The sequence below is a fragment of the Thermicanus aegyptius DSM 12793 genome, assembly GCF_000510645.1.
GTDB classification, from domain to species: Bacteria; Bacillota; Bacilli; order Thermicanales; family Thermicanaceae; genus Thermicanus; species Thermicanus aegyptius.
Genome location: NZ_KI783301.1, coordinates 464,093 through 482,234, shown reverse-complemented (window position 1 = coordinate 482,234; position 18,142 = coordinate 464,093). Strand labels below are relative to the sequence as shown.

The following is an 18,142-nucleotide window of genomic DNA, read 5'->3' as shown; positions in this document are numbered from 1 at the left end:
GGTCTCTCTCCTTATTTTTGTAATAGCTGGTTTAATTCCTTCAGGAAGACGCTGATATCTTTAAACTGGCGATAGACGCTGGCAAAGCGTACATACGCCACCTCATCCACCTCGATGAGGCGCTCCATCACCGCCTCCCCGATTCGTCTGCTCTCCACTTCAGAGAGACCGGTATTGCGCATCTCCCGTTCTACCTCGTCGGCAATATGTTGAAGGGTGTCCATGGAGACAGGCCGTTTTTCGCAGGCCCGAATCAACCCGTGGATGATCTTCTCCTTGCTAAATTCTTCCCGGCTTCCATCCTTTTTGATCACCATCAGCGGGATCTCTTCCACCCGCTCAAAGGTGGTAAATCTCCTGAGGCAGGCCGTACATTCCCGCCGGCGGCGGATCGACCTACCCTCGTCGGCCGGCCGGGAGTCAAGAACGCGGGAATCCGGATGATCACAAAAAGGGCAACGCATCGGCAAACTCCTCTATATTTTGTCGATCTTATTATATCATACTCCCGCTTGGAGAGGTGAAGTTCCTTGACTCTAAAACCATGAGAAAGTTTTTGGGGGATCAGGGTAAAAGTTCCCCGTAAAGACCTTAAAGAAAGGGAGAAAAGTTGATCTCGATCAAGTGAAGGAAAAGACATAGAAAACCGGAAAATAGGCATAAGAGGTGATGGGAGTACGGTATAAGAGATCTCTCCCTCCTTGAGGGAGTTTAACACCGAAGAAGAGAAGTTCAGGTGGGGACCGGATCACGGGCGTCTTCTCGATCGATGTGAAAAAAGCCGCTCCCTAGCGGCTCTTTTCCTTACGATGATGATGGAGAGAAATGCTCCCCCCTAATTTAAATCCGGCTTATGTGCCGTAACCAGATAAACGACCATCTCCCCAATATTGGTTGCATGATCGGCAATCCGCTCGATATAGCGGGCAACAAAGGCGAGTGAGGTGGTCTGATCCACGTAGGCCTTGTTTTCGCCGACGAGGAGGTGCAATTCCGGAACGATCGTTCCAAAGAGGCGGTCCACTTCATTATCCCGTTCCGCCATATTCCGAGCCTTTTCCACATCTTCGTAAAGATAGGCTTCAATCCCATCCTTTACCATTCCGATGGAGATATCCATCATTTTCTTGAGGTCGATCAGCGGTTTGATAAGACGCTCTCCATTTAGCCGGATGGCGATCTTGGCGATATCCACGGAATAATCGCCCATTCTTTCCAATTCGGTGGAAATTTTTATAGCCGTCAGCAATTTACGCAAGTCTTTTGCCACCGGTTGCTGTGTGGCGAAAAGATGGATCGCTTCATTATTAATCTCATCATCCAGTTGGTTAATCTCCCGATCCTTTAGGAGAACTTTTTCCGCCAATTCCAGGTCTCCCCGGTTTAAAGAATCAAAAGCCTCTGTCAACATTTGTTCTACCAAACCGCTCATCGTGAGCAATTTTTCCTTCATATCCTTTAAATTTCCTTCAAAGGCCGTCCTTGGAGCCACACCCAGGTCCCCCCTTTTTGCCGTTTTAGATGAAACGATGGATTTGCGTCAGCTCATCCAAATCTTCCTGTAATATACTCCTCCGTTTTTTGTTGCTTAGGATTCTGAAAAATTTCCTCCGTCGTATCATACTCAATGAGGACGCCGTTTAGGAAGAAAGCGGTCCGGTCGGAGATGCGGGCAGCCTGTTGCATATTATGAGTGACGATGACGATGGTGTAATCTTTCTTTAGATCCTGCAACAATTCCTCAATCTTCGCTGTGGAGATCGGATCTAAGGCGGAGGTGGGTTCATCCATCAGGACAATCTCCGGTTCAACGGCCAGAACCCTGGCGATGACCAGTCTCTGCTGTTGACCGCCGGACAGCCCTGTGGCCGGTGCATGAAGACGGTCTTTCACCTCTTCCCACAAAAAGGCTTGCCTTAAGCTTCGTTCCACAATCTCACTTAATCTCTTTTTATCCTTAAGCCCATGGATCCGGGGGCCATAGGCGACGTTATCGAAGATCGATAAGGGAAAAGGATTGGGACGCTGGAAAACCATTCCCACCCTCTTTCTCAGGTCGACGACATCCACTTGAGGGCCATAAATGTTCAAGTCGTGGATGACGACATCGCCTTCAATATGGACATTGGGGATTAAGTCGTTCATCCGGTTTAACGTCCGCAAAAAGGTGGATTTCCCGCAGCCGGACGGTCCGATAAGAGCGACCACCTGTTTTTCTTCCATATCCATCGTAATATCGAAGAGAGCCTGGTTGGTGCCGTAAAAAAGGTTTAGATGATTCACTTTAATGATCGTTTTCTTCTCCGTCGTCAAGGTCATCCCTCATTATCCCCTCATCTCAGATCTTAAGGATTAACCAAATCGTCCTGTCACATAATCCTCTGTTTCTTTCTTTTGCGGGTTGGTAAAGATTTGATCCGTCCGATTATATTCCACGAGCGTCCCGTTTAAAAAGAAGGCGGTATAATCGGAAATGCGAGCTGCTTGTTGCATATTGTGGGTGACGATAATGATGGTATAATTTCTCTTCAATTCATAGATCAGCTCTTCAATTTTACTGGTGGAAATGGGATCCAGAGCGGAAGCAGGTTCATCAAGGAGTAAAATTTCCGGTTCTATGGCGAGAGCACGGGCGATGCATAACCGCTGCTGTTGCCCCCCGGAGAGAGAGAGGGCCGATTCATGAAGGCGATCTTTTACTTCATTCCAAAGGGCGGCTTTTACCAAACTTCGCTCCACGATCTCATCTAGCTTCTTTCTTCCTTTCACCCCGTGGAAGCGTGGAGCCAACGCGATATTCTCGTAAATCGATTTGTTAAAAGGGTTTGGCTTCTGCCAAACCATTCCAACTTTCTTTCGCAGATTGCTCACATCAATGTCGGGGCGGTTCAGGTTGATCCCGTCAACCAAGATCTCCCCTTCGGTTCGTACGGTGGGAATCACATCATTCATCCGATTGAGTGAGCGGATGTAAGTAGATTTCCCACATCCGGAAGGACCGATCAGGGCAGTTACTTTATTTTTTTGAAATTGGAGGCTAATCCCCTTCACCGCGTGATTTTCTCCGTAATAAACATGTAAATCCCGGGTCTCGATGGGATAGCGTATGGTTTCTTGGTGGTCCGTCATGAAATCACCCGTCTATATATATTCTGCCAACGTTTACTTTACCGAGGTCATCTTTCGGTAGAGGAAGCTGCCTAACGCCCTGGCCAAAAGATTGAAGGCCAAGATTGCCAAAACAAGAAGAGCGGAGGCGCCGCTTGCGATCTCTTTCACATCGGGGACCAGTCCCTCGCTGTTGATCTTCCAAATGTTGACCGCCAAGGTCTCACCGGGGCGGAACGGATTTAACGGCGAATCCGGAGAGAATGGGTTCCAATTGGAAAAATCAAGGGCAGGGGTGCTCATTCCGGAGGTATATAAGAGGGCTGCAGCTTCGCCAAAAACTCTCCCCGACGCCAAAATCGTTCCGGTAATAATCCCGGGAAGAGCGGAGGGAATAAGCACCTTCGTGATGGTGGTCCAGTGGGTAAGGCCTAAAGCTAAAGCAGCTTCCTTCTGTTCCCTGGGAACGGCGGAGATGGCATCTTCCGTAATGCGGACCATGAGAGGAAGATTAAAAATGGATAAGGCTAACGCACCGCCCATGAGGGTATATCCCCATCCTGTGTAGTTGACAAAAAGCAAGAGTCCGAATAAACCGACCACGATAGACGGAAGCGAGGAGAGAATCTCGATGCTGGTGCGCAAAAAATGAGTGAGTCGTCCCGGTTTGGCATACTCGGCCAAATAGATCCCTGCCCCCATTCCAACGGGGGTTGTAATGATGGTCGTCAAAATAAGCAGATAAATCGAATTGTATAATTGCGGCCCTACACCGCCACCGGCCTGCATAAATTTAGGAGGGGTGGTGATGAACTTCCAATTGATGACCGCCAGTCCCTTCACCAAAATGTATCCCAATAATCCCGCGAGAAGAAGGACGATGATCAATGCGATGAGAACAAATAGAACGGTAGCAATGCGGTCGGCCATTTTTGCCGTCATGAGGTAAACCTCCTCCTTTTGGCAATCATACGGATGACAAAGATAAAGAGTGCCGACATGGCCAAAAGAAGCAGCGCGAGGGACCAGAGCACGTTATTCTCTGCAGATCCGCTCACCGTGTGTCCCATGTTGATGGTGATGATGCTGGTGATGGTTGAGGCTGGAGAGACTAAATCCTTCGGAATGAGGGGCGCATTCCCTAATACCATTTGTACCGCCAAAGCCTCTCCGAATGCCCGGGCCATGCCGAAGACGACGGCGGTGATAAAACCGGGGATGCTGGCGCGGAAGAGGATCCTGTAGATGGTTTGCCAGCGTGTCGCTCCCAGGGCGTAAGAACCCTCCTTCATCTCCCGGGGGACGGCACGAAGGGTATCAACGGAAATGCTAGTGATGGTAGGAAGAATCATGACGGCTAGGACGATGGTTCCCGCCAAAAGTCCGAAACCCAATCCACCCACGTAGTTTCGGATAAAAGGGACGACCAAGGTTAATCCGATAAACCCATAAACCACGGAGGGGATCCCGACGAGTAATTCAATCACAGGTTGTAAAATTTTCTGTCCCCAGGATGGAGCAATCTCGGTCATAAAAACGGCCGCTCCAATTCCCAACGGAGCGCTTATAAGCGCCGCCATGAAAGTTACGGCAAAAGATCCGAAGATAAAAGGAAAAGTGCCGTAGAGGGGACCTCCTTCCTCCGCAGTGCGGAGAGGATTCCACTCCGTTCCGGTGAGAAAATCGATGATATTCACACCGTTTACGAAGAACGTGGCAAATCCTTTTGAGGCGACAAAGATGTAAATGGATGCGGTGGTGATGATCAGGATAATAGCGCTGATAAAGGTGAGAGAAAAGCCCAATTTGTCGAAAAAAACGATGCTCCCCCGTTTTTTGGTAAGGTCGATGCCCTGTACCTTATCTTCCATATGACACTTCCTTCCATATACATAAGGGTAGGGGTAGCGCCCACGGGGCGCCTACCCCTCAATTGATTCGATATTATTATATCTCTTTCGCCATCGGTAGACAATTTATTTTTGTGTCACATTTCCTTGGGCATCCCGCTCCACTTTCATATCGGTTACAGGAATATACCCCCCATCGACGACAGCTCCCTTTTGCACCTCATCGGAGAGGATATATTCTAAGAAGGCCTTCGCCAATCCCTGGGGTTCACCTTTGGTATACATATGCTCATACGCCCAAACCTTATAGTCATTGGTCACCACATTTTCTTTGGTCGGTTCTACCCCATCCAATTTTAGCGGTTTGACGGAGCCATCCAGGTATGAGAAGGCTAAGTACCCAATCGCGCCGGGGGTTTCAGCGATAATTTTGCGAACCGTACCGGAGGAATCTTCTTCAATCCCTTTCGCCTCTTCCACACCACCAAGGGCATATTTCTTAAACGTAGCACGCGTACCGGAGCTGGCCGGACGATTTACGAGGGTAATGGCCTGGTCTTTTCCTCCTACCTCTTTCCAGTTGGTGATCTTTCCTGTGAAGATATCCACCAATTGTTGGGTGGTCAGGTTATCCACGCCTACATCCGGATTGGCCACAGCCGCCATCCCTACAACGGCTACCTTGTGATCTACCAACTGATCGGCAGGAATTCCGCTCTTTTCTTCAGCGAAGATATCGGAGTTCCCAATGTCGGCTCCCCCCTGAGCGACTTGGGAAAGCCCGGTCCCGCTGCCGCCGCCTTGCACTTGAATCTTCGCCTTGGGATTTTTCGCCATGAAATCTTGGGCCGCTTTTTCAACGAGGGGTTGAAGTGCGGATGAACCCACAGCGGTGATGGAACCTTCGATGGTCGTTTGAGCATTGTCGGCCGGTTGGTTGTTATCCGTGGTGGTTCCGCCTTGTGTCTGATTCCCGGAACCACAACCAACGATTAGGGAGAATGCTAATACCATAACAACAACAAACATGAAGCCTTTTTTCCAATTTTGCATTTCAAACTGACCTCCTTGATTTTTAAGGCTCAAGATTGCCTCACATGTGATACTATACTTGAGAATTGTCAATTTGATATGAAGCAAATGTTAAGATATTGTAAAGTTCGACAAGCGCCACTACAAGTTTATCGTATTTTTCCCTTCATTTTCCGATTTATTAACGTAAAAAAGGCGGACACGAGGAAGTCCGCCTTTTCAGCGCTTGTTTGATCCCTTAAGCCGATTCTCCCCCAGCCTGCAACAGGTGATAAACTTCGTCCGTTCTTTGCCGGGGAGAGCGAAAAAAGCGATCGATATAGTTAAGCAAGTCTACGACCCTGCAAGAATAGCCCCACTCGTTGTCATACCATGCGAAAATTTTCACACTCTTGCCTAAAACCATGGTGGATAAAGCATCCACAATGGCGGAATGGGAATTCCCATTATAATCGCTGGAGACGAGGGGTTCAAAGCTCACTTGCAAAATCCCTTTTAACTCCCCTTCGGAAGCGACGCGCAGGGCTTCATTCACTTCTTCCGGAGTCACCTCGCGATCAACTTCTGCCACCAAATCGACCAAAGAGACATTGGGAGTGGGAACCCGCAGGGCGATCCCATTTAATTTTCCCTTTAATTCCGGAAGTACTTTTCCAATCGCTTTGGCAGCTCCTGTAGTGGTTGGGATGATGGATAATCCGCTCGCTCGAGCCCTGCGCAGATCTTTATGGGGATTATCCAGGTTCCTCTGGTCATTGGTATAGGAATGAACCGTCGTCATCATCCCCGAGTGGATTCCAAACGTTTCGTGAATCACCTTTACTACGGGAGCCAGGGCGTTTGTGGTACAGGAGGCGTTGGAAATAATGCGGTGAATTTTTGGGTTATACATCCCTTCGTTAACACCCATGACGATGGTGACATCCTCGTCCTTTCCCGGTGCCGTAAGAATCACTTTCTCCGCACCCGCTTCCAAATGCAAAGAGGCACCTTCCCGATGATTAAATTTCCCGGTTGCCTCAACCACGATTTCCACTCCAAACTCTTTCCATGGGAGAAAGGCAGGATTTCGTTCCCCGATGATTTTCGTCTTTTTTCCGTTTACCGAAATCCAATCTTCCCCTGTTTCCACGTCCGCAGCCAGAGTGCCATGAACGGAATCATATTTAAGCAGGTGGGCCAACGTTTCAGGAGGATAGCTGGCATTGATGGCAACCACTTCAAAATTCTCTTCTCCAGCCAACCTTCTAAAGACCATGCGACCAATGCGGCCAAATCCGTTAATCGCCAATTTGGTCATTCTTAATCTCTCACTCCCCCGATTTATTACATACTTATTAGTACTTATATTATAATAAGTATAACATTATTTTCAATTATACAACGCTTATTTCAAAAAAAAAATTACTTGTACTCTACGCTGTCCCAAAAATTTTGATTATAGGTCTGTTCGTACCGTTCAAAGATATAGAGAACCCGTTGGATATAATGACGTGTTTCCCCATAAGGAATTCGGCTAATGGTGGCATATTCTCCATTCCAGATGCCCATTTGAAGCCAATTGGAAACAGTTCCTGGACCCGCGTTATAAGCGGCTATGGTAAGCACCAGATTTCCACCATAAAGGTTCAGGAGGTATCGTAGATACCAACTTCCCAATTCAATGTTTACCTTAGGATCGTTGAGAAAATCCTTTTTCCTATTCTCAAATCCTCCCTGATCCACGATCCAATCGGCCGTCTCCTTCATCAATTGCATAAGGCCGACCGCCCCTTTTGCAGAATTTCTCCCATGGAGGAACCGGCTTTCCGTCTGGATGATGGCGATGATCAAATTGGGATTGATCCGATATTTTTCGGCGGCCTGCCTAACCTCTCCCGGATAATAAATGGGATACATCCATCTCCAGATTCCCTGGGATTGAAAAGTGAACATAAGGAGGAAGAGGAGAAGAAGAAGGGCCGGTTTCCATAGATATGCTTTCATCCTCTCTTTTCCTCCACCCATTTTAAAAATCTTTCCACTTCTTCTTCCAATTCCTTTATACTCCCACGATTCGACAGGATATAGTCGGCTTTCTTCCTCTTTTCCCCCATCGGCATTTGCGCTTCAATTCTTCTTTCTGCTTCTTCCCGAGAGAGTTGGTCTCTTTTGATGAGCCTTTCCAACTGAATTCTCTCATCGGTATCAATGAGGAGGGTGAGATCCACCTGCCGATCAAGTCCTGTTTCGAAGAGAAGCGGAACATCGAGAAATATCAATTTTTTCCCTTCCGCCTTCGCCACTTCAATCCTCTTTTTGATCTCCCTGAAAATATGGGGGTGGGTGATTTTTTCAAGGATTGCCCGTTCTTCCGGATTAGCAAAGACGATTCGACCCAATTCTTTTCGGTCGATCTGTCCATCGGGAAGGAGGACTTGCTTCCCAAAATGCTTGACGATCTCCTCGTAGGCAGGCTCTCCCCGCTCAACCACCTGCCTGGCAATCTGGTCACTGTCGATGAGATAGGCCCCCCGTGAGGCGAGCAGGGCAGATACCGTACTCTTTCCGGTAGCAATTCCCCCTGTAAGTCCAATGATCATCGCATTTTCGCTCCCCATCTGAATTTTTCGCCTCCTCCTCACGAAGGGGTGGTTTCAAACCTTCTTTCACCGTTTTCCACCGATGGGCCTAAAAGTCCTTATTTCTGACAACCGGGACAATAGTGAGTCCCCCTGCCGGCCACCACTTTCTTTACAATAGGGCTGCCACAGGATGGGCAGGGTTTTCCTTCTCGCCCGTAAACAGAGATCTGCAGCTGAAAATACCCCATCTCTCCGTCCGAGTTCCGATAGGTACGAACCGTAGCTCCGCCGGCTTGAATCCCCTTTTGAATCACATCTTCAATACTTGTGTAGAGCTTCTCGATCTCTTCTGCCGTTAGATCTCGAATCGGACGTTCCGGGTCAATCCCCGCATGAAAGAGGGCTTCATCGGCATAGATATTTCCAAGCCCCGCCACCTTCTTTTGGTCGAGAAGAAAAGCCTTAATGCTTCTCTTCGATGGCAACATGAGCAATTCCTTAAAAGCATCCAGGGTAAAGGCAGGGGTGAGGGGTTCGATTCCCAATCGGGCTAACCCCGGTATCCTCTCGATCTCTCCTTCCGGAATTAAGTCAAACGTGCCGAATTGGCGGACATCTTGATAACGCAATTCCTTTCCGGAGGTTAAACGAAAGATGAGGTGGGTATGCTTCTCCACCGGATCATCCATAGGGTGCAATGAATATTTTCCCTCCATGCGCAAGTGGGAGATGAGCAGGAAAGGAGAAAGGTGAAAGAGAAGATATTTCCCTCTTCGGGTTACATCTTGAAAGGTTAATCCGGTGAGGATTTGACGAAACTCCTCGATTTCGGAGGGCGTGCGAATCAACCTTGGCAGGGATAGATCCACCCCTTGAATGGTTTCCCCTACAATTCTTTCTCTTAAAATTCTTCTTATGGTTTCCACTTCCGGCAATTCCGGCATTTGGGCAATAACACTCCTCGATCGTTTCATGCTTATTTCTCTTTTATTTCGCATCATACCAAGTCAAACCATGATGAATATCGACCCTTAAGGGAACGGATAACTCCATGGCGTTCTCCATAATTCTCCTCACCATCTCCGTCATCTGTTCCAGTTCTTCCTCCGGCACTTCGAAGACCAATTCATCATGCACCTGTAGAAGCATCCTGCTCCGTACCCGCTGACGTTTCATCTCCTCATCCAGGAGGATCATCGCCTTCTTAATAATATCGGCGGCCGTTCCCTGAATGGGAGTATTCATCGCGGTCCGCTCGGCGAAACTGCGACGGTTAAAATTCCTGTCCAAAATTTCAGGGAGTTCCCGGCGCCGATTTAAAAGCGTCGTCACATAACCTTGCTTCCTCGCCTGGGCTACGATCTCCTCCATATAACGTTTTACTCCCCGGTAGACGGAGAAGTACCTCTCGATGAAATCGGCAGCCTCTTTCCTCGAGATGTTCAGGTTTTGCGAGAGACCATAATCGCTAATTCCATATACGATGCCGAAATTAACCGCTTTCGCCTGCCGGCGCATCCTGGGCGTCACCTCTCCCTCCCCCACGCCAAAAACCTCCATTGCCGTTGCCGTATGGATATCAAGGCCTTTCTGGAAAGCTGCGATCAGATTCTCGTCCTGGGAGATGTGCGCCAAAACCCTGAGCTCTATTTGTGAATAATCGGAGGAAAGGATCTTCCAACCCGGCTCCGAAGGGATAAAAGCCTGCCGGATTCTCCTTCCTTCTTCCACCCGAATAGGTATATTTTGCAAATTTGGTTCGTTGCTGGAAAGGCGCCCCGTCGCGGTTAAGGCCTGGTTAAACGTGGTATGAATCTTCCCGTCCCGTTCGTCAATCTCCTTCATCAGCCCCTCAATGTAGGTAAACTTCAGTTTCCCCAACATCCGGTAATGGAGGAGGATCGGGATGATCTCATGGTAATCTTGGAGCTTCTCCAGGGTATCCGCATCGGTGGAGTAACCCGTTTTCGTTTTCTTTAACGGTGGAAGACCTAATTTTTCATAAAGGATTTCTCCCAGTTGTTTGGTGGAATTAATGTTAAACTCCGTCCCGGCGAGGCGGTAAATTTCTTTCGTGGTTTTTTCCAGTTCCTGATCCAACTCTTCCCCCATCGACCATAACCGTTCACGATCCACCCGAATCCCTATCCACTCCATCTTGGCCAAGACCCGGCTTAAGGGGAGTTCCAACTGAAGATAGAGGGAGAGGAGGTCCTTTTCATGTAGCTCCTGGATGATTAGGTCATGGGTCTTCCATAGGACGGAGGCTTTCTCTGCGGCATGCTTATAAAGAACTTGTTCTTCCGGAAGTCTCCATTTCGCCCCTTTGCCATAAATCTCTTCATCCTCCGGGAGGTGTAATCCTCCCTTTCTCGCAATACCGGCCACTTCCGTCGGAGGTGAGGTGGGATCTAAAAGATAAGCGGCAAGGAGGGCATCGTAGGTGATCCCCTTCATAAAGAATCCGAGGTAAGCCAGGGCGATCTCCCCTTGCTTACCATCAAAGAGCCATTTCTCCATCTTTTCATCTTCAAGCCAACGCCGAAAGGGTTCCCATCTCTTCGCGAGAGAGGGAGGAACGAGAAGAACCCCTTTCTCTGAGGCGATCGATATGGCCAAGACGTTGGACCGATGGGGATTGGGGCCATCCAATTCGACGTGGAGCGCCGCTTTAGGGGTGAGGTAAGCTTCCCCTTCCTGTAATTTCTCCGCCTGCAACAGATGGTACCCCGTCGCATCGTTCTCTTCTCCCCCTCCTTCATCCCCTTGCGCTGCCGAAATGAAAAGATTCCCTTCCGGAGCAGGTCTTTCATATGCCATGACGGAGGGGTGAATCCGATCCAGCAGGGAACGGAAATCGAGTTCCAGAAAAAGCGCCCGTACTGCGGAATAATCGTATCCTGACCAAGCGAGCTCATTGACGTCGATTTCGATCGGAACATCTCGACGTATGGTGGCCAGATCTTTGCTGAGCAAGGCTAATTGGCGATTTTCCTCTACTTTCTCTTTCATCTTTCCCTTTAATTCATGAAGGTGGTCCAATAAACCTTCTACGCTCCCATACTGCTGTAGAAATTTAAGGGCTGTCTTTTCCCCTACGCCGGGAATGCCGGGAATATTGTCGGAGGAGTCTCCCATCAACCCTTTGAGATCAATGATCTGGGCGGGGGTTAGCCCCATCTTCTCACGCAAGCTTTCCCTATTAAACCACTCAATCTCCGAAATTCCTTTCCTGGTAAGCCCTACCTCTATATGATCGGAAATAAGCTGCAAGAAATCTTTATCTCCGGTTAAAATTTTGGTGGAAAGTCCTTCCCTCTCGGCGAGAAGGCTGATGGTTCCAATCAGATCATCGGCTTCATATCCTTCTTTCTCCAGGCGCCGGATACGAAAGGCATCGACGATCTCTTTTAACCGTGGAAACTGTTCCTTCAGTTCATCGGGACTCTTTTGCCTTGTTCCTTTATAGGCTTCATAGGTTTGATGACGAAATACTTCCTTCCCTGCGTCAAATGCGATAAGAAGGTGCGTCGGTTTTTCTTCTTCCAGAACGCGGAGAAGCATCATGGTAAACCCGTAGACGGCATGGGTATATTCTCCCTTCCCGTTGGTTAAGGGAGGGAGGGCATAAAAAGCACGATTGGCTATGCTGTTTCCATCCATCAAAATCAATTTTTTCATCGATACACCTCTTTTTCTTCTCTCCCATTATCTTACCATTTCCCATGAGAAGAATGAAGTGGACAAAAATAAAGAAGCCGTTCGGCTTCTCTTTCTGCTCCATGGAATGTTCTTTAAAGAAGTTCCATCAATTATTGAACTCCTTGATTTCTCCGGTTTTCATGTAATTGATCCATTCACATACATTGGTGACATGATCGGCAATTCGCTCCAGCGCCTGGGCGATAAAGAGGAATTGGGATCCTTGGTTGGCAAGTTTTTCATTGCTTGACATGATGTCGATGGCATCTGTGATGATGAGCCGGTAGAGATGGTCTACCTCGTCATCCCCCTTGGCGATTCTTCTCGCCTCCTCTACATCTCCTGAAATATAAGCGGTCAACGCTTCACGCACCATCTTTTTTACCAGCTCTCCCAGTTTCGGAATATCTACCAGCGGTTTCACATAGATTTCCCGCTGCAAGCGAATCGCCGCCTTTGCAATGGTTACCGCATGATCTCCCATCCGTTCAATATCGGTTGACACTTTTAACATGGTTCCGATCCGGCGCAGATCGCTGCCTAAGGGCTGCTGAAGTGCGATGGTGGAGAAACATCCCTTTTCTATCTTTAATTCCAGGTCATTAATCCGGGCATCATCTGCAATCACGCGCTCTGCGAGAGCGATATCCTTTTCGATCACCGATTTGAGAGATTTATGGATCGCCTCTTCCACCAGTGTCCCCATCGCTACAAGATCCCGATGAAGGTCTTCCAATTGTTCATCAAATTGTCTTCTCCTTACCATCGTTTTTCACTCCTTCTTCTGACTTCACCCTAACGCAAAACATGTATTAACGTATGAGAGAAAAGAGGATTTTATTCAGGGAAAAATAGGCAGGTGTTGCTCTTCTCTTTTCCCGGGAAATAATACGTAAAACCTTGACCCCTTTCCTTCTTCGCTTTCCACCCAGATTTTTCCTTGGTGAGATTCTACCAGATGCTTCACTATGGCAAGACCCAAACCCGTTCCTCCCGAGTGACGGGAGCGCGCTTTATCCACACGATAAAAGCGTTCAAAGATGCGGGAGAGATCCTTCGCAGGAATTCCGATTCCGGTGTCCGCCACTTGAACCGTTACCCCTTCCTTCCCTTCCACGGCAGTCACCGAGATCTCCCCCCCATCCGGCGTGTACTGAATTGCGTTCTGGATGAGATTTAAAAAGATCTGCTTTGTCCGATCAAAATCTGCTTCTATCAGGAGATGGGGTGGGATTTCATTCCGGAATTTAATTCCTTTCTTTTCGATCTCCCTTCGCACATTAGGAACTATTTCTTCGATTAAACTATAAATGGAGAATTTTTTCAACTCCAACGGCAATTTTTTTTGTTCAATTTTCGAAAGATCAAGGATATCCTGGATCAGCCTTTGCAGTCTCTCGCTTTCGTTATAAATAATCGTAAGAAAAGACTTTAAACTCTCTTCTTCATACATCGCCCCATCCAAAAGGGTCTCTGCAAATCCTTTGATGGAGGTGACCGGCGTCTTTAACTCATGGGATGCGTTGGCCACGAATTCACTACGAACCCGCTCCAGACGCCGGATGTCGGTAATATCATGGAGAACCAGCACGGCACCGCTTAAATGCTCATCGTCGCTAAAAAGAGGGGCAATATTGATGTCTAATACCCTCTCTTCCGGGTAATAGATATTGATTTCTCCCCGGACTTTCTCTTTTTTTTCGAAAACCCGATCAATCAACTGGCTTAATGCGAAGTTCTTAATCGCCTCAATGTGGAGGTGGCCGATCATCTCCTCCTCCTCGATCCCCAGCATAATGGAAACCGCCCGGTTGGCAAGCCGAATCCTCCCTTTTTCGTTGACCAGGATGACACCGCTCACCATGTTTCTCATCACATCATTAAAGCGTTTTTCATCTTCCGATATCTTTTTCACTTGCTGTTCCAGACTGACCGACATAAAGTTAATGGCCCTGGAAAGATCGGCGATTTCTCCGGTTCCCTCCACTTGGACGGTGGTCCCAAATTTACGCTTCATAATATCCCTAGCCACTTTCGTCATTTTTTCGATCGGCCTGCTTATGTTTCCAGCCAGACGGGAGCTAAGAAGCGAGAAAAGAGAGAGGGCGACGAGAAAAACCACTCCTTGGGCGATCCAACCCCGATAAACCACTCTTTTGATCTGCTCTACGGAATAGGCAAGGCGGAGATAACCGATCCTCTCTCCCCCCCGCTCCAGGGGGATTGCCACATAGATCAATCGCTCCCCCATCGTATCGCTCCATCGGATCGATTTCCCTAATCCGCTCTCTTTTGCCTGTAGGATCTCTTCCCGATTCGCATGGTTGCCCATTTTTTTGTAATCCGCATGGGAATCCCCCAACACCTCCCCGGTTGGAGAGATCAGGGTAATGCGAACATCGTCGGCCGATGAGAACCGCCTCAGCTCCGAATTGAGGGTATCTAAACGGAGAAAGAGCGCCGGCCAATCGACGCTCTTTGCTAAGAGATTCGCCTCCTTTTCCAACCGAACCTCCAATTGATTCATCACGGTCTCTTCCAACACTCTCCCATTGTAAATGGCAAGGGCGAAGAGCAACAGGCCGATCATCAGGATTAAGCCTGCGGTGAGGCGAAATCGTAAGCTCTTCATAGAGATTGCTCCTCGTTTCGATCTTCAAATTTATAGCCTAATCCCCGAACGGTGCGGATATGACGGGGCTGTTTGGGGTCTTCCTCTATTTTTTCCCTGAGATGGCTAATATGGACATCCACGATGCGGGAATCTCCCATGAAATCGTAATTCCATACCTTATTGAGAAGCTGCTCCCGGGTTAAGACCCTGCCCCTGTTTTTGGCCAGGTAAAGAAGGAGCTCAAATTCTTTCGGGGTGAGTTCGATCGGTTCCCCTTTCAGGTAAACTTCGTATCGTTCCGTATGAATTAAAAGATCGCCGATTTGGATCGTTTCGTCCTCTTCCGAATAAACATTGCCTATCGTGCGGCGAAGAATGGCCTTCACCCGGGCTACCACTTCCCGTATCAGAAAGGGTTTGGTGATGTAATCATCGGCTCCCAGCTCTAAACCTAAAATCCGGTCCAAGTCCTCTCCCCTGGCCGTCAGCATGACAACAGGAACATTATTTTTTTCCTGACGTATCTTCTTCAGGATCTCCATTCCGTCGATGCTCGGCAGCATGAGGTCAAGAAGGACAAGATCGGGTTTTTCCGTTTGGATCAAAGAGATGGCCTCCCACCCATCTTCCGTCGTAATCACTTCAAAGCCGGCTTTTTCGAGGTTAAACTTAAGCAGCGTAAGGATGGAAGGCTCATCGTCTACCGCTAGGATCTTCTTCACCGAAGTCATCCTTTCTCCCACATTTCTTTTACTTCATTTTTTTCATTTTTTATTATAAAGTCTCTCATTCTGCTAGACAAGGGAAAAGACCTATTCAGCATTTCCGGTTATGTACAAGCAGGGCCTGCCCGGTGGGACAGACCCTTTTGTTCCTGTTCTTGTGCATGTGAGTACTTTCTCTTAAGCTAATACGGCTAAAACCTTTTGAACAGAAGAGACGGAGCGGTCAAGGGCTTCTTTTTCTTCCCGATTCAGTTCGAGTTCGATCACCTTTTCTACCCCGTTCCCGCCCAGAATGACCGGAACCCCTAAGAAGAGATCATGATACCCGTATTCACCTTCCAGATAGGTGACCGTGGGGAGAATCCTCCTCTTGTCCTTGAGAACGGCTTCCGCCATCTCTACGAGAGAAGCGGCAGGTGCATAGTAAGCACTCCCATTTCCTAAAAGGTTGACGATTTCCCCGCCACCTTTACGGGTGCGTTCTACGATCGCGTCGATCTTCTCTTTGGGCATCCATTTTTCTAAGGGTACACCGCCCACATAAGAGTAACGGACGAGGGGCACCATATCATCCCCATGGCCCCCCAGAACAAATCCCGTCACATCTTGGACGGATACCTGCAGGGCTTCGGCGACGAAGGACCGGAAACGGGCGGTATCGAGCACCCCGGATTGGCCGAAAACCCGATTCTTCGGAAATCCCGTCGTCTTGTAGGCAACATAGGTCATGGCATCCACGGGGTTGGAGAGTACCAGAACAAACGTGTTGGGGGAGTACTTCGCAACTTGCTCGGAAACGGAGGCGACGATTTTTGCATTGATGTTCACCAGATCATCCCTGCTCATCCCCGGTTTCCGGGCAACTCCGGCGGTGATGATGACGAGGTCCGAATCCTTCGTCTCCTCATAGCTGGAGGTCCCTATGATCCGGCTGTCCACTCCGATGACAGGCGTAGCCTCAAACATGTCGAGGGCTTTTCCCTTGGTCGGATTCTCCATGTTGGGGATATCAACCAGGACGACATCTCCCAATTCCTTTTGTGCCAGCATCAAAGCGGTTGTCGCACCGGTAAAACCGGCTCCTACGACGGTAATTTTTTTACGCGCCATTTCTTCTCTCATCCTTTCTATTATGAATCAGCCCGGAGGGCGGATGATTTCCGTCACGAACTGGTAATACCGCGTTTAAACGTTAAAGATTACATGTTTTGAATCAAGGCATCCCCGAATTGGGAAGTTTTAACCTCTTGGGCCCCTTCCATCAGGCGGGCGAAATCATAAGTTACCGTTTTTTGAGAAATGGTCTTCTTCATCGCCGAAATGATGAGATCGGCTGCTTCCGTCCACCCCATGTAGCGCAACATCATCTCTCCCGAGAGAATGACGGAGGAAGGATTTACTTTGTCCAAATTGGCATATTTCGGCGCCGTTCCATGCGTGGCTTCGAAGATGGCATGTCCCGTCACATAATTGATATTGGCTCCCGGAGCGATCCCGATCCCCCCCACTTGGGCAGCCAAGGCATCGGACATATAATCTCCGTTTAAGTTCATCGTGGCCACCACATCAAATTCTTCCGGACGGGTAAGGACCTGCTGGAGGAAGATATCGGCGATCGTATCTTTGATGATCAGTTTGCCCGATGAAACGGCCTCTTTCTGTGCCGTATTCGCCGCATCGACTCCTTGCTCTTCTTTGATTCGATCATATTGTGCCCAAGTAAATACATGATCCCCAAATTCCTGCTCCGCCACTTCATACCCCCAATTCTTAAATGCCCCTTCCGTAAACTTCATGATGTTTCCTTTGTGGACGAGGGTAACGCTTTTGCGTCCATTTTCCAATGCGTATCGGATGGCCGCCCGCACCAATCGCTTCGTTCCTTCCTCGGAAACCGGTTTGATCCCGATTCCGGAAGTCTCAGGGAAACGGATTTTCTTTACGCCCATTTCTTCTTGGAGAAAGCGGATCACCTTCCGGACCTCTTCCGTTCCGGCCTTCCATTCGATTCCGGCATAAATATCTTCCGTATTCTCACGGAAGATGACCATGTCAACCAATTCCGGATGGCGAACGGGCGAGGGGACCCCGTCAAAATATTGAACAGGACGCAAGCAGACGTACAGGTCCAGTTCCTGCCGCAACGCCACATTAAGGGAACGGATGCCCCCGCCGATGGGAGTGGTTAAGGGTCCCTTGATGGCTACCAGGTAATGGCGGATAGCCTGCAAGGTATCCTCCGGGAGCCATTCCCCAAACCGATGATAGGCTTTCTCCCCGGCATAAACTTCAAACCAGTGAATCTTTCTTTCTCCCCGATAGGCATTCTCAACAGCCGCATCAAGAACGCGTACTGCTGCGCGCCAAATATCCGGGCCCGTTCCGTCACCCTCGATAAAGGGGATAATGGGGTGGTTAGGAACCTTAAGCTTGCCCCCTTCAATGGTAATACGTTCTCCTGCCCTTGGTTCTTCTAGGTACTGGAACATTTTCTAAAATTCCTCCTTCGCAAGCGATTCCCTTATGACATAAAAAGTGGAGGGGAAC

General features: G+C 48.7%; 17 protein-coding genes. All 17 read right to left on the bottom strand.

What is annotated here, in order from left to right:
* Positions 1-11: 11 nt before the first annotated feature.
* The gene (gene nrdR / locus THEAE_RS0102530; protein ID WP_005584850.1) at positions 12-464 is read right to left on the bottom strand and encodes a transcriptional regulator NrdR; all 453 of its coding nucleotides are present in this window, start codon (positions 462-464) and stop codon (positions 12-14) included.
* A gap of 371 nt (positions 465-835) precedes the next feature.
* Positions 836-1,492 carry a phosphate signaling complex protein PhoU gene (gene phoU, locus THEAE_RS0102520; protein ID WP_005584852.1) on the bottom strand — a complete coding sequence of 219 codons (657 nt, stop codon included), beginning with the start codon at positions 1,490-1,492 and terminating at the stop codon, positions 836-838.
* A gap of 53 nt (positions 1,493-1,545) precedes the next feature.
* On the bottom strand, positions 1,546-2,319 hold the full coding sequence (pstB, locus tag THEAE_RS0102515) for a phosphate ABC transporter ATP-binding protein PstB (protein WP_005583326.1): 774 nt from the start codon (positions 2,317-2,319) through the stop codon (positions 1,546-1,548).
* Between the two features lie 33 nt (positions 2,320-2,352).
* Entirely contained in the window at positions 2,353-3,129 is a 777-nt protein-coding gene (pstB, locus tag THEAE_RS0102510) for a phosphate ABC transporter ATP-binding protein PstB (protein WP_005583325.1), read from the bottom strand.
* A 33-nt stretch (positions 3,130-3,162) separates the two neighbouring features.
* Positions 3,163-4,050 (bottom strand): phosphate ABC transporter permease PstA, encoded by an 888-nt coding sequence (gene pstA / locus THEAE_RS0102505; protein ID WP_028986410.1) that lies wholly within the window; start codon positions 4,048-4,050, stop codon positions 3,163-3,165.
* A complete protein-coding gene (gene pstC / locus THEAE_RS0102500; RefSeq protein WP_005583323.1) occupies positions 4,047-4,979 on the bottom strand; it encodes a phosphate ABC transporter permease subunit PstC in 933 nt (310 codons plus the stop codon). Before pstC ends, pstA begins: the two co-directional genes overlap by 4 nt.
* Before the next feature lie 105 nt (positions 4,980-5,084).
* Positions 5,085-6,011, bottom strand: a complete 927-nt coding sequence (locus THEAE_RS0102495) for a phosphate ABC transporter substrate-binding protein (RefSeq protein WP_005583322.1) — start codon at positions 6,009-6,011, stop codon at positions 5,085-5,087.
* Positions 6,012-6,228: 217 nt separating this feature from the next.
* Positions 6,229-7,290, bottom strand: a complete 1,062-nt coding sequence (locus THEAE_RS0102490; protein WP_005583321.1) for a glyceraldehyde-3-phosphate dehydrogenase — start codon at positions 7,288-7,290, stop codon at positions 6,229-6,231.
* Positions 7,291-7,394: 104 nt separating this feature from the next.
* Positions 7,395-7,976, bottom strand: a complete 582-nt coding sequence (locus THEAE_RS0102485; protein WP_005583320.1) for a lytic transglycosylase domain-containing protein — start codon at positions 7,974-7,976, stop codon at positions 7,395-7,397.
* Complete coding sequence (coaE, locus tag THEAE_RS0102480) at positions 7,973-8,590, bottom strand: dephospho-CoA kinase (RefSeq protein ID WP_005583318.1); 618 nt, start codon at positions 8,588-8,590, stop codon at positions 7,973-7,975. The genes THEAE_RS0102485 and coaE overlap by 4 nt, the downstream gene beginning before the upstream one ends.
* 80 nt (positions 8,591-8,670) lie before the next feature.
* Positions 8,671-9,498, bottom strand: coding sequence for a DNA-formamidopyrimidine glycosylase (gene mutM, locus THEAE_RS0102475; RefSeq protein ID WP_028986408.1), 828 nt, complete (start codon positions 9,496-9,498; stop codon positions 8,671-8,673).
* A 43-nt stretch (positions 9,499-9,541) separates the two neighbouring features.
* A complete protein-coding gene (gene polA / locus THEAE_RS0102470; RefSeq protein ID WP_028986407.1) occupies positions 9,542-12,235 on the bottom strand; it encodes a DNA polymerase I in 2,694 nt (897 codons plus the stop codon).
* Positions 12,236-12,362: 127 nt separating this feature from the next.
* Positions 12,363-13,022, bottom strand: coding sequence for a phosphate signaling complex protein PhoU (gene phoU / locus THEAE_RS0102465; RefSeq protein ID WP_005583315.1), 660 nt, complete (start codon positions 13,020-13,022; stop codon positions 12,363-12,365).
* A gap of 75 nt (positions 13,023-13,097) precedes the next feature.
* Positions 13,098-14,888, bottom strand: a complete 1,791-nt coding sequence (gene pnpS, locus THEAE_RS0102460; RefSeq protein WP_028986406.1) for a two-component system histidine kinase PnpS — start codon at positions 14,886-14,888, stop codon at positions 13,098-13,100.
* Positions 14,885-15,592: a response regulator transcription factor gene (locus THEAE_RS0102455; protein WP_028986405.1), complete on the bottom strand. Its 708-nt coding sequence runs from the start codon at positions 15,590-15,592 to the stop codon at positions 14,885-14,887. The genes pnpS and THEAE_RS0102455 overlap by 4 nt, the downstream gene beginning before the upstream one ends.
* Positions 15,593-15,772: 180 nt before the next feature.
* Complete coding sequence (mdh, locus tag THEAE_RS0102450) at positions 15,773-16,705, bottom strand: malate dehydrogenase (RefSeq protein WP_005588106.1); 933 nt, start codon at positions 16,703-16,705, stop codon at positions 15,773-15,775.
* A gap of 89 nt (positions 16,706-16,794) precedes the next feature.
* Positions 16,795-18,084, bottom strand: a complete 1,290-nt coding sequence (gene icd / locus THEAE_RS0102445; RefSeq protein ID WP_005588105.1) for an NADP-dependent isocitrate dehydrogenase — start codon at positions 18,082-18,084, stop codon at positions 16,795-16,797.
* Between the last annotated feature and the right edge of the window lie 58 nt (positions 18,085-18,142).

Excerpts from the sequence above, each read along its gene's own strand:
- nrdR (WP_005584850.1), bottom strand. The coding sequence starts at position 464 with ATGCGTTGCCCTTTTTGTGATCATCCGGATTCCCGCGTTCTTGACTCC.
- pstB (WP_005583326.1), bottom strand. The coding sequence starts at position 2,319 with ATGACCTTGACGACGGAGAAGAAAACGATCATTAAAGTGAATCATCTA.
- pstB (WP_005583325.1), bottom strand. The coding sequence starts at position 3,129 with ATGACGGACCACCAAGAAACCATACGCTATCCCATCGAGACCCGGGAT.
- pstA (WP_028986410.1), bottom strand. The coding sequence starts at position 4,050 with ATGACGGCAAAAATGGCCGACCGCATTGCTACCGTTCTATTTGTTCTC.
- pstC (WP_005583323.1), bottom strand. The coding sequence starts at position 4,979 with ATGGAAGATAAGGTACAGGGCATCGACCTTACCAAAAAACGGGGGAGC.
- THEAE_RS0102495 (WP_005583322.1), bottom strand. The coding sequence starts at position 6,011 with ATGCAAAATTGGAAAAAAGGCTTCATGTTTGTTGTTGTTATGGTATTA.
- THEAE_RS0102490 (WP_005583321.1), bottom strand. The coding sequence starts at position 7,290 with ATGACCAAATTGGCGATTAACGGATTTGGCCGCATTGGTCGCATGGTC.
- THEAE_RS0102485 (WP_005583320.1), bottom strand. The coding sequence starts at position 7,976 with ATGAAAGCATATCTATGGAAACCGGCCCTTCTTCTTCTCCTCTTCCTC.
- coaE (WP_005583318.1), bottom strand. The coding sequence starts at position 8,590 with ATGGGGAGCGAAAATGCGATGATCATTGGACTTACAGGGGGAATTGCT.
- mutM (WP_028986408.1), bottom strand. The coding sequence starts at position 9,498 with ATGCCGGAATTGCCGGAAGTGGAAACCATAAGAAGAATTTTAAGAGAA.
- polA (WP_028986407.1), bottom strand. The coding sequence starts at position 12,235 with ATGAAAAAATTGATTTTGATGGATGGAAACAGCATAGCCAATCGTGCT.
- phoU (WP_005583315.1), bottom strand. The coding sequence starts at position 13,022 with ATGGTAAGGAGAAGACAATTTGATGAACAATTGGAAGACCTTCATCGG.
- pnpS (WP_028986406.1), bottom strand. The coding sequence starts at position 14,888 with ATGAAGAGCTTACGATTTCGCCTCACCGCAGGCTTAATCCTGATGATC.
- mdh (WP_005588106.1), bottom strand. The coding sequence starts at position 16,705 with ATGGCGCGTAAAAAAATTACCGTCGTAGGAGCCGGTTTTACCGGTGCG.
- icd (WP_005588105.1), bottom strand. The coding sequence starts at position 18,084 with ATGTTCCAGTACCTAGAAGAACCAAGGGCAGGAGAACGTATTACCATT.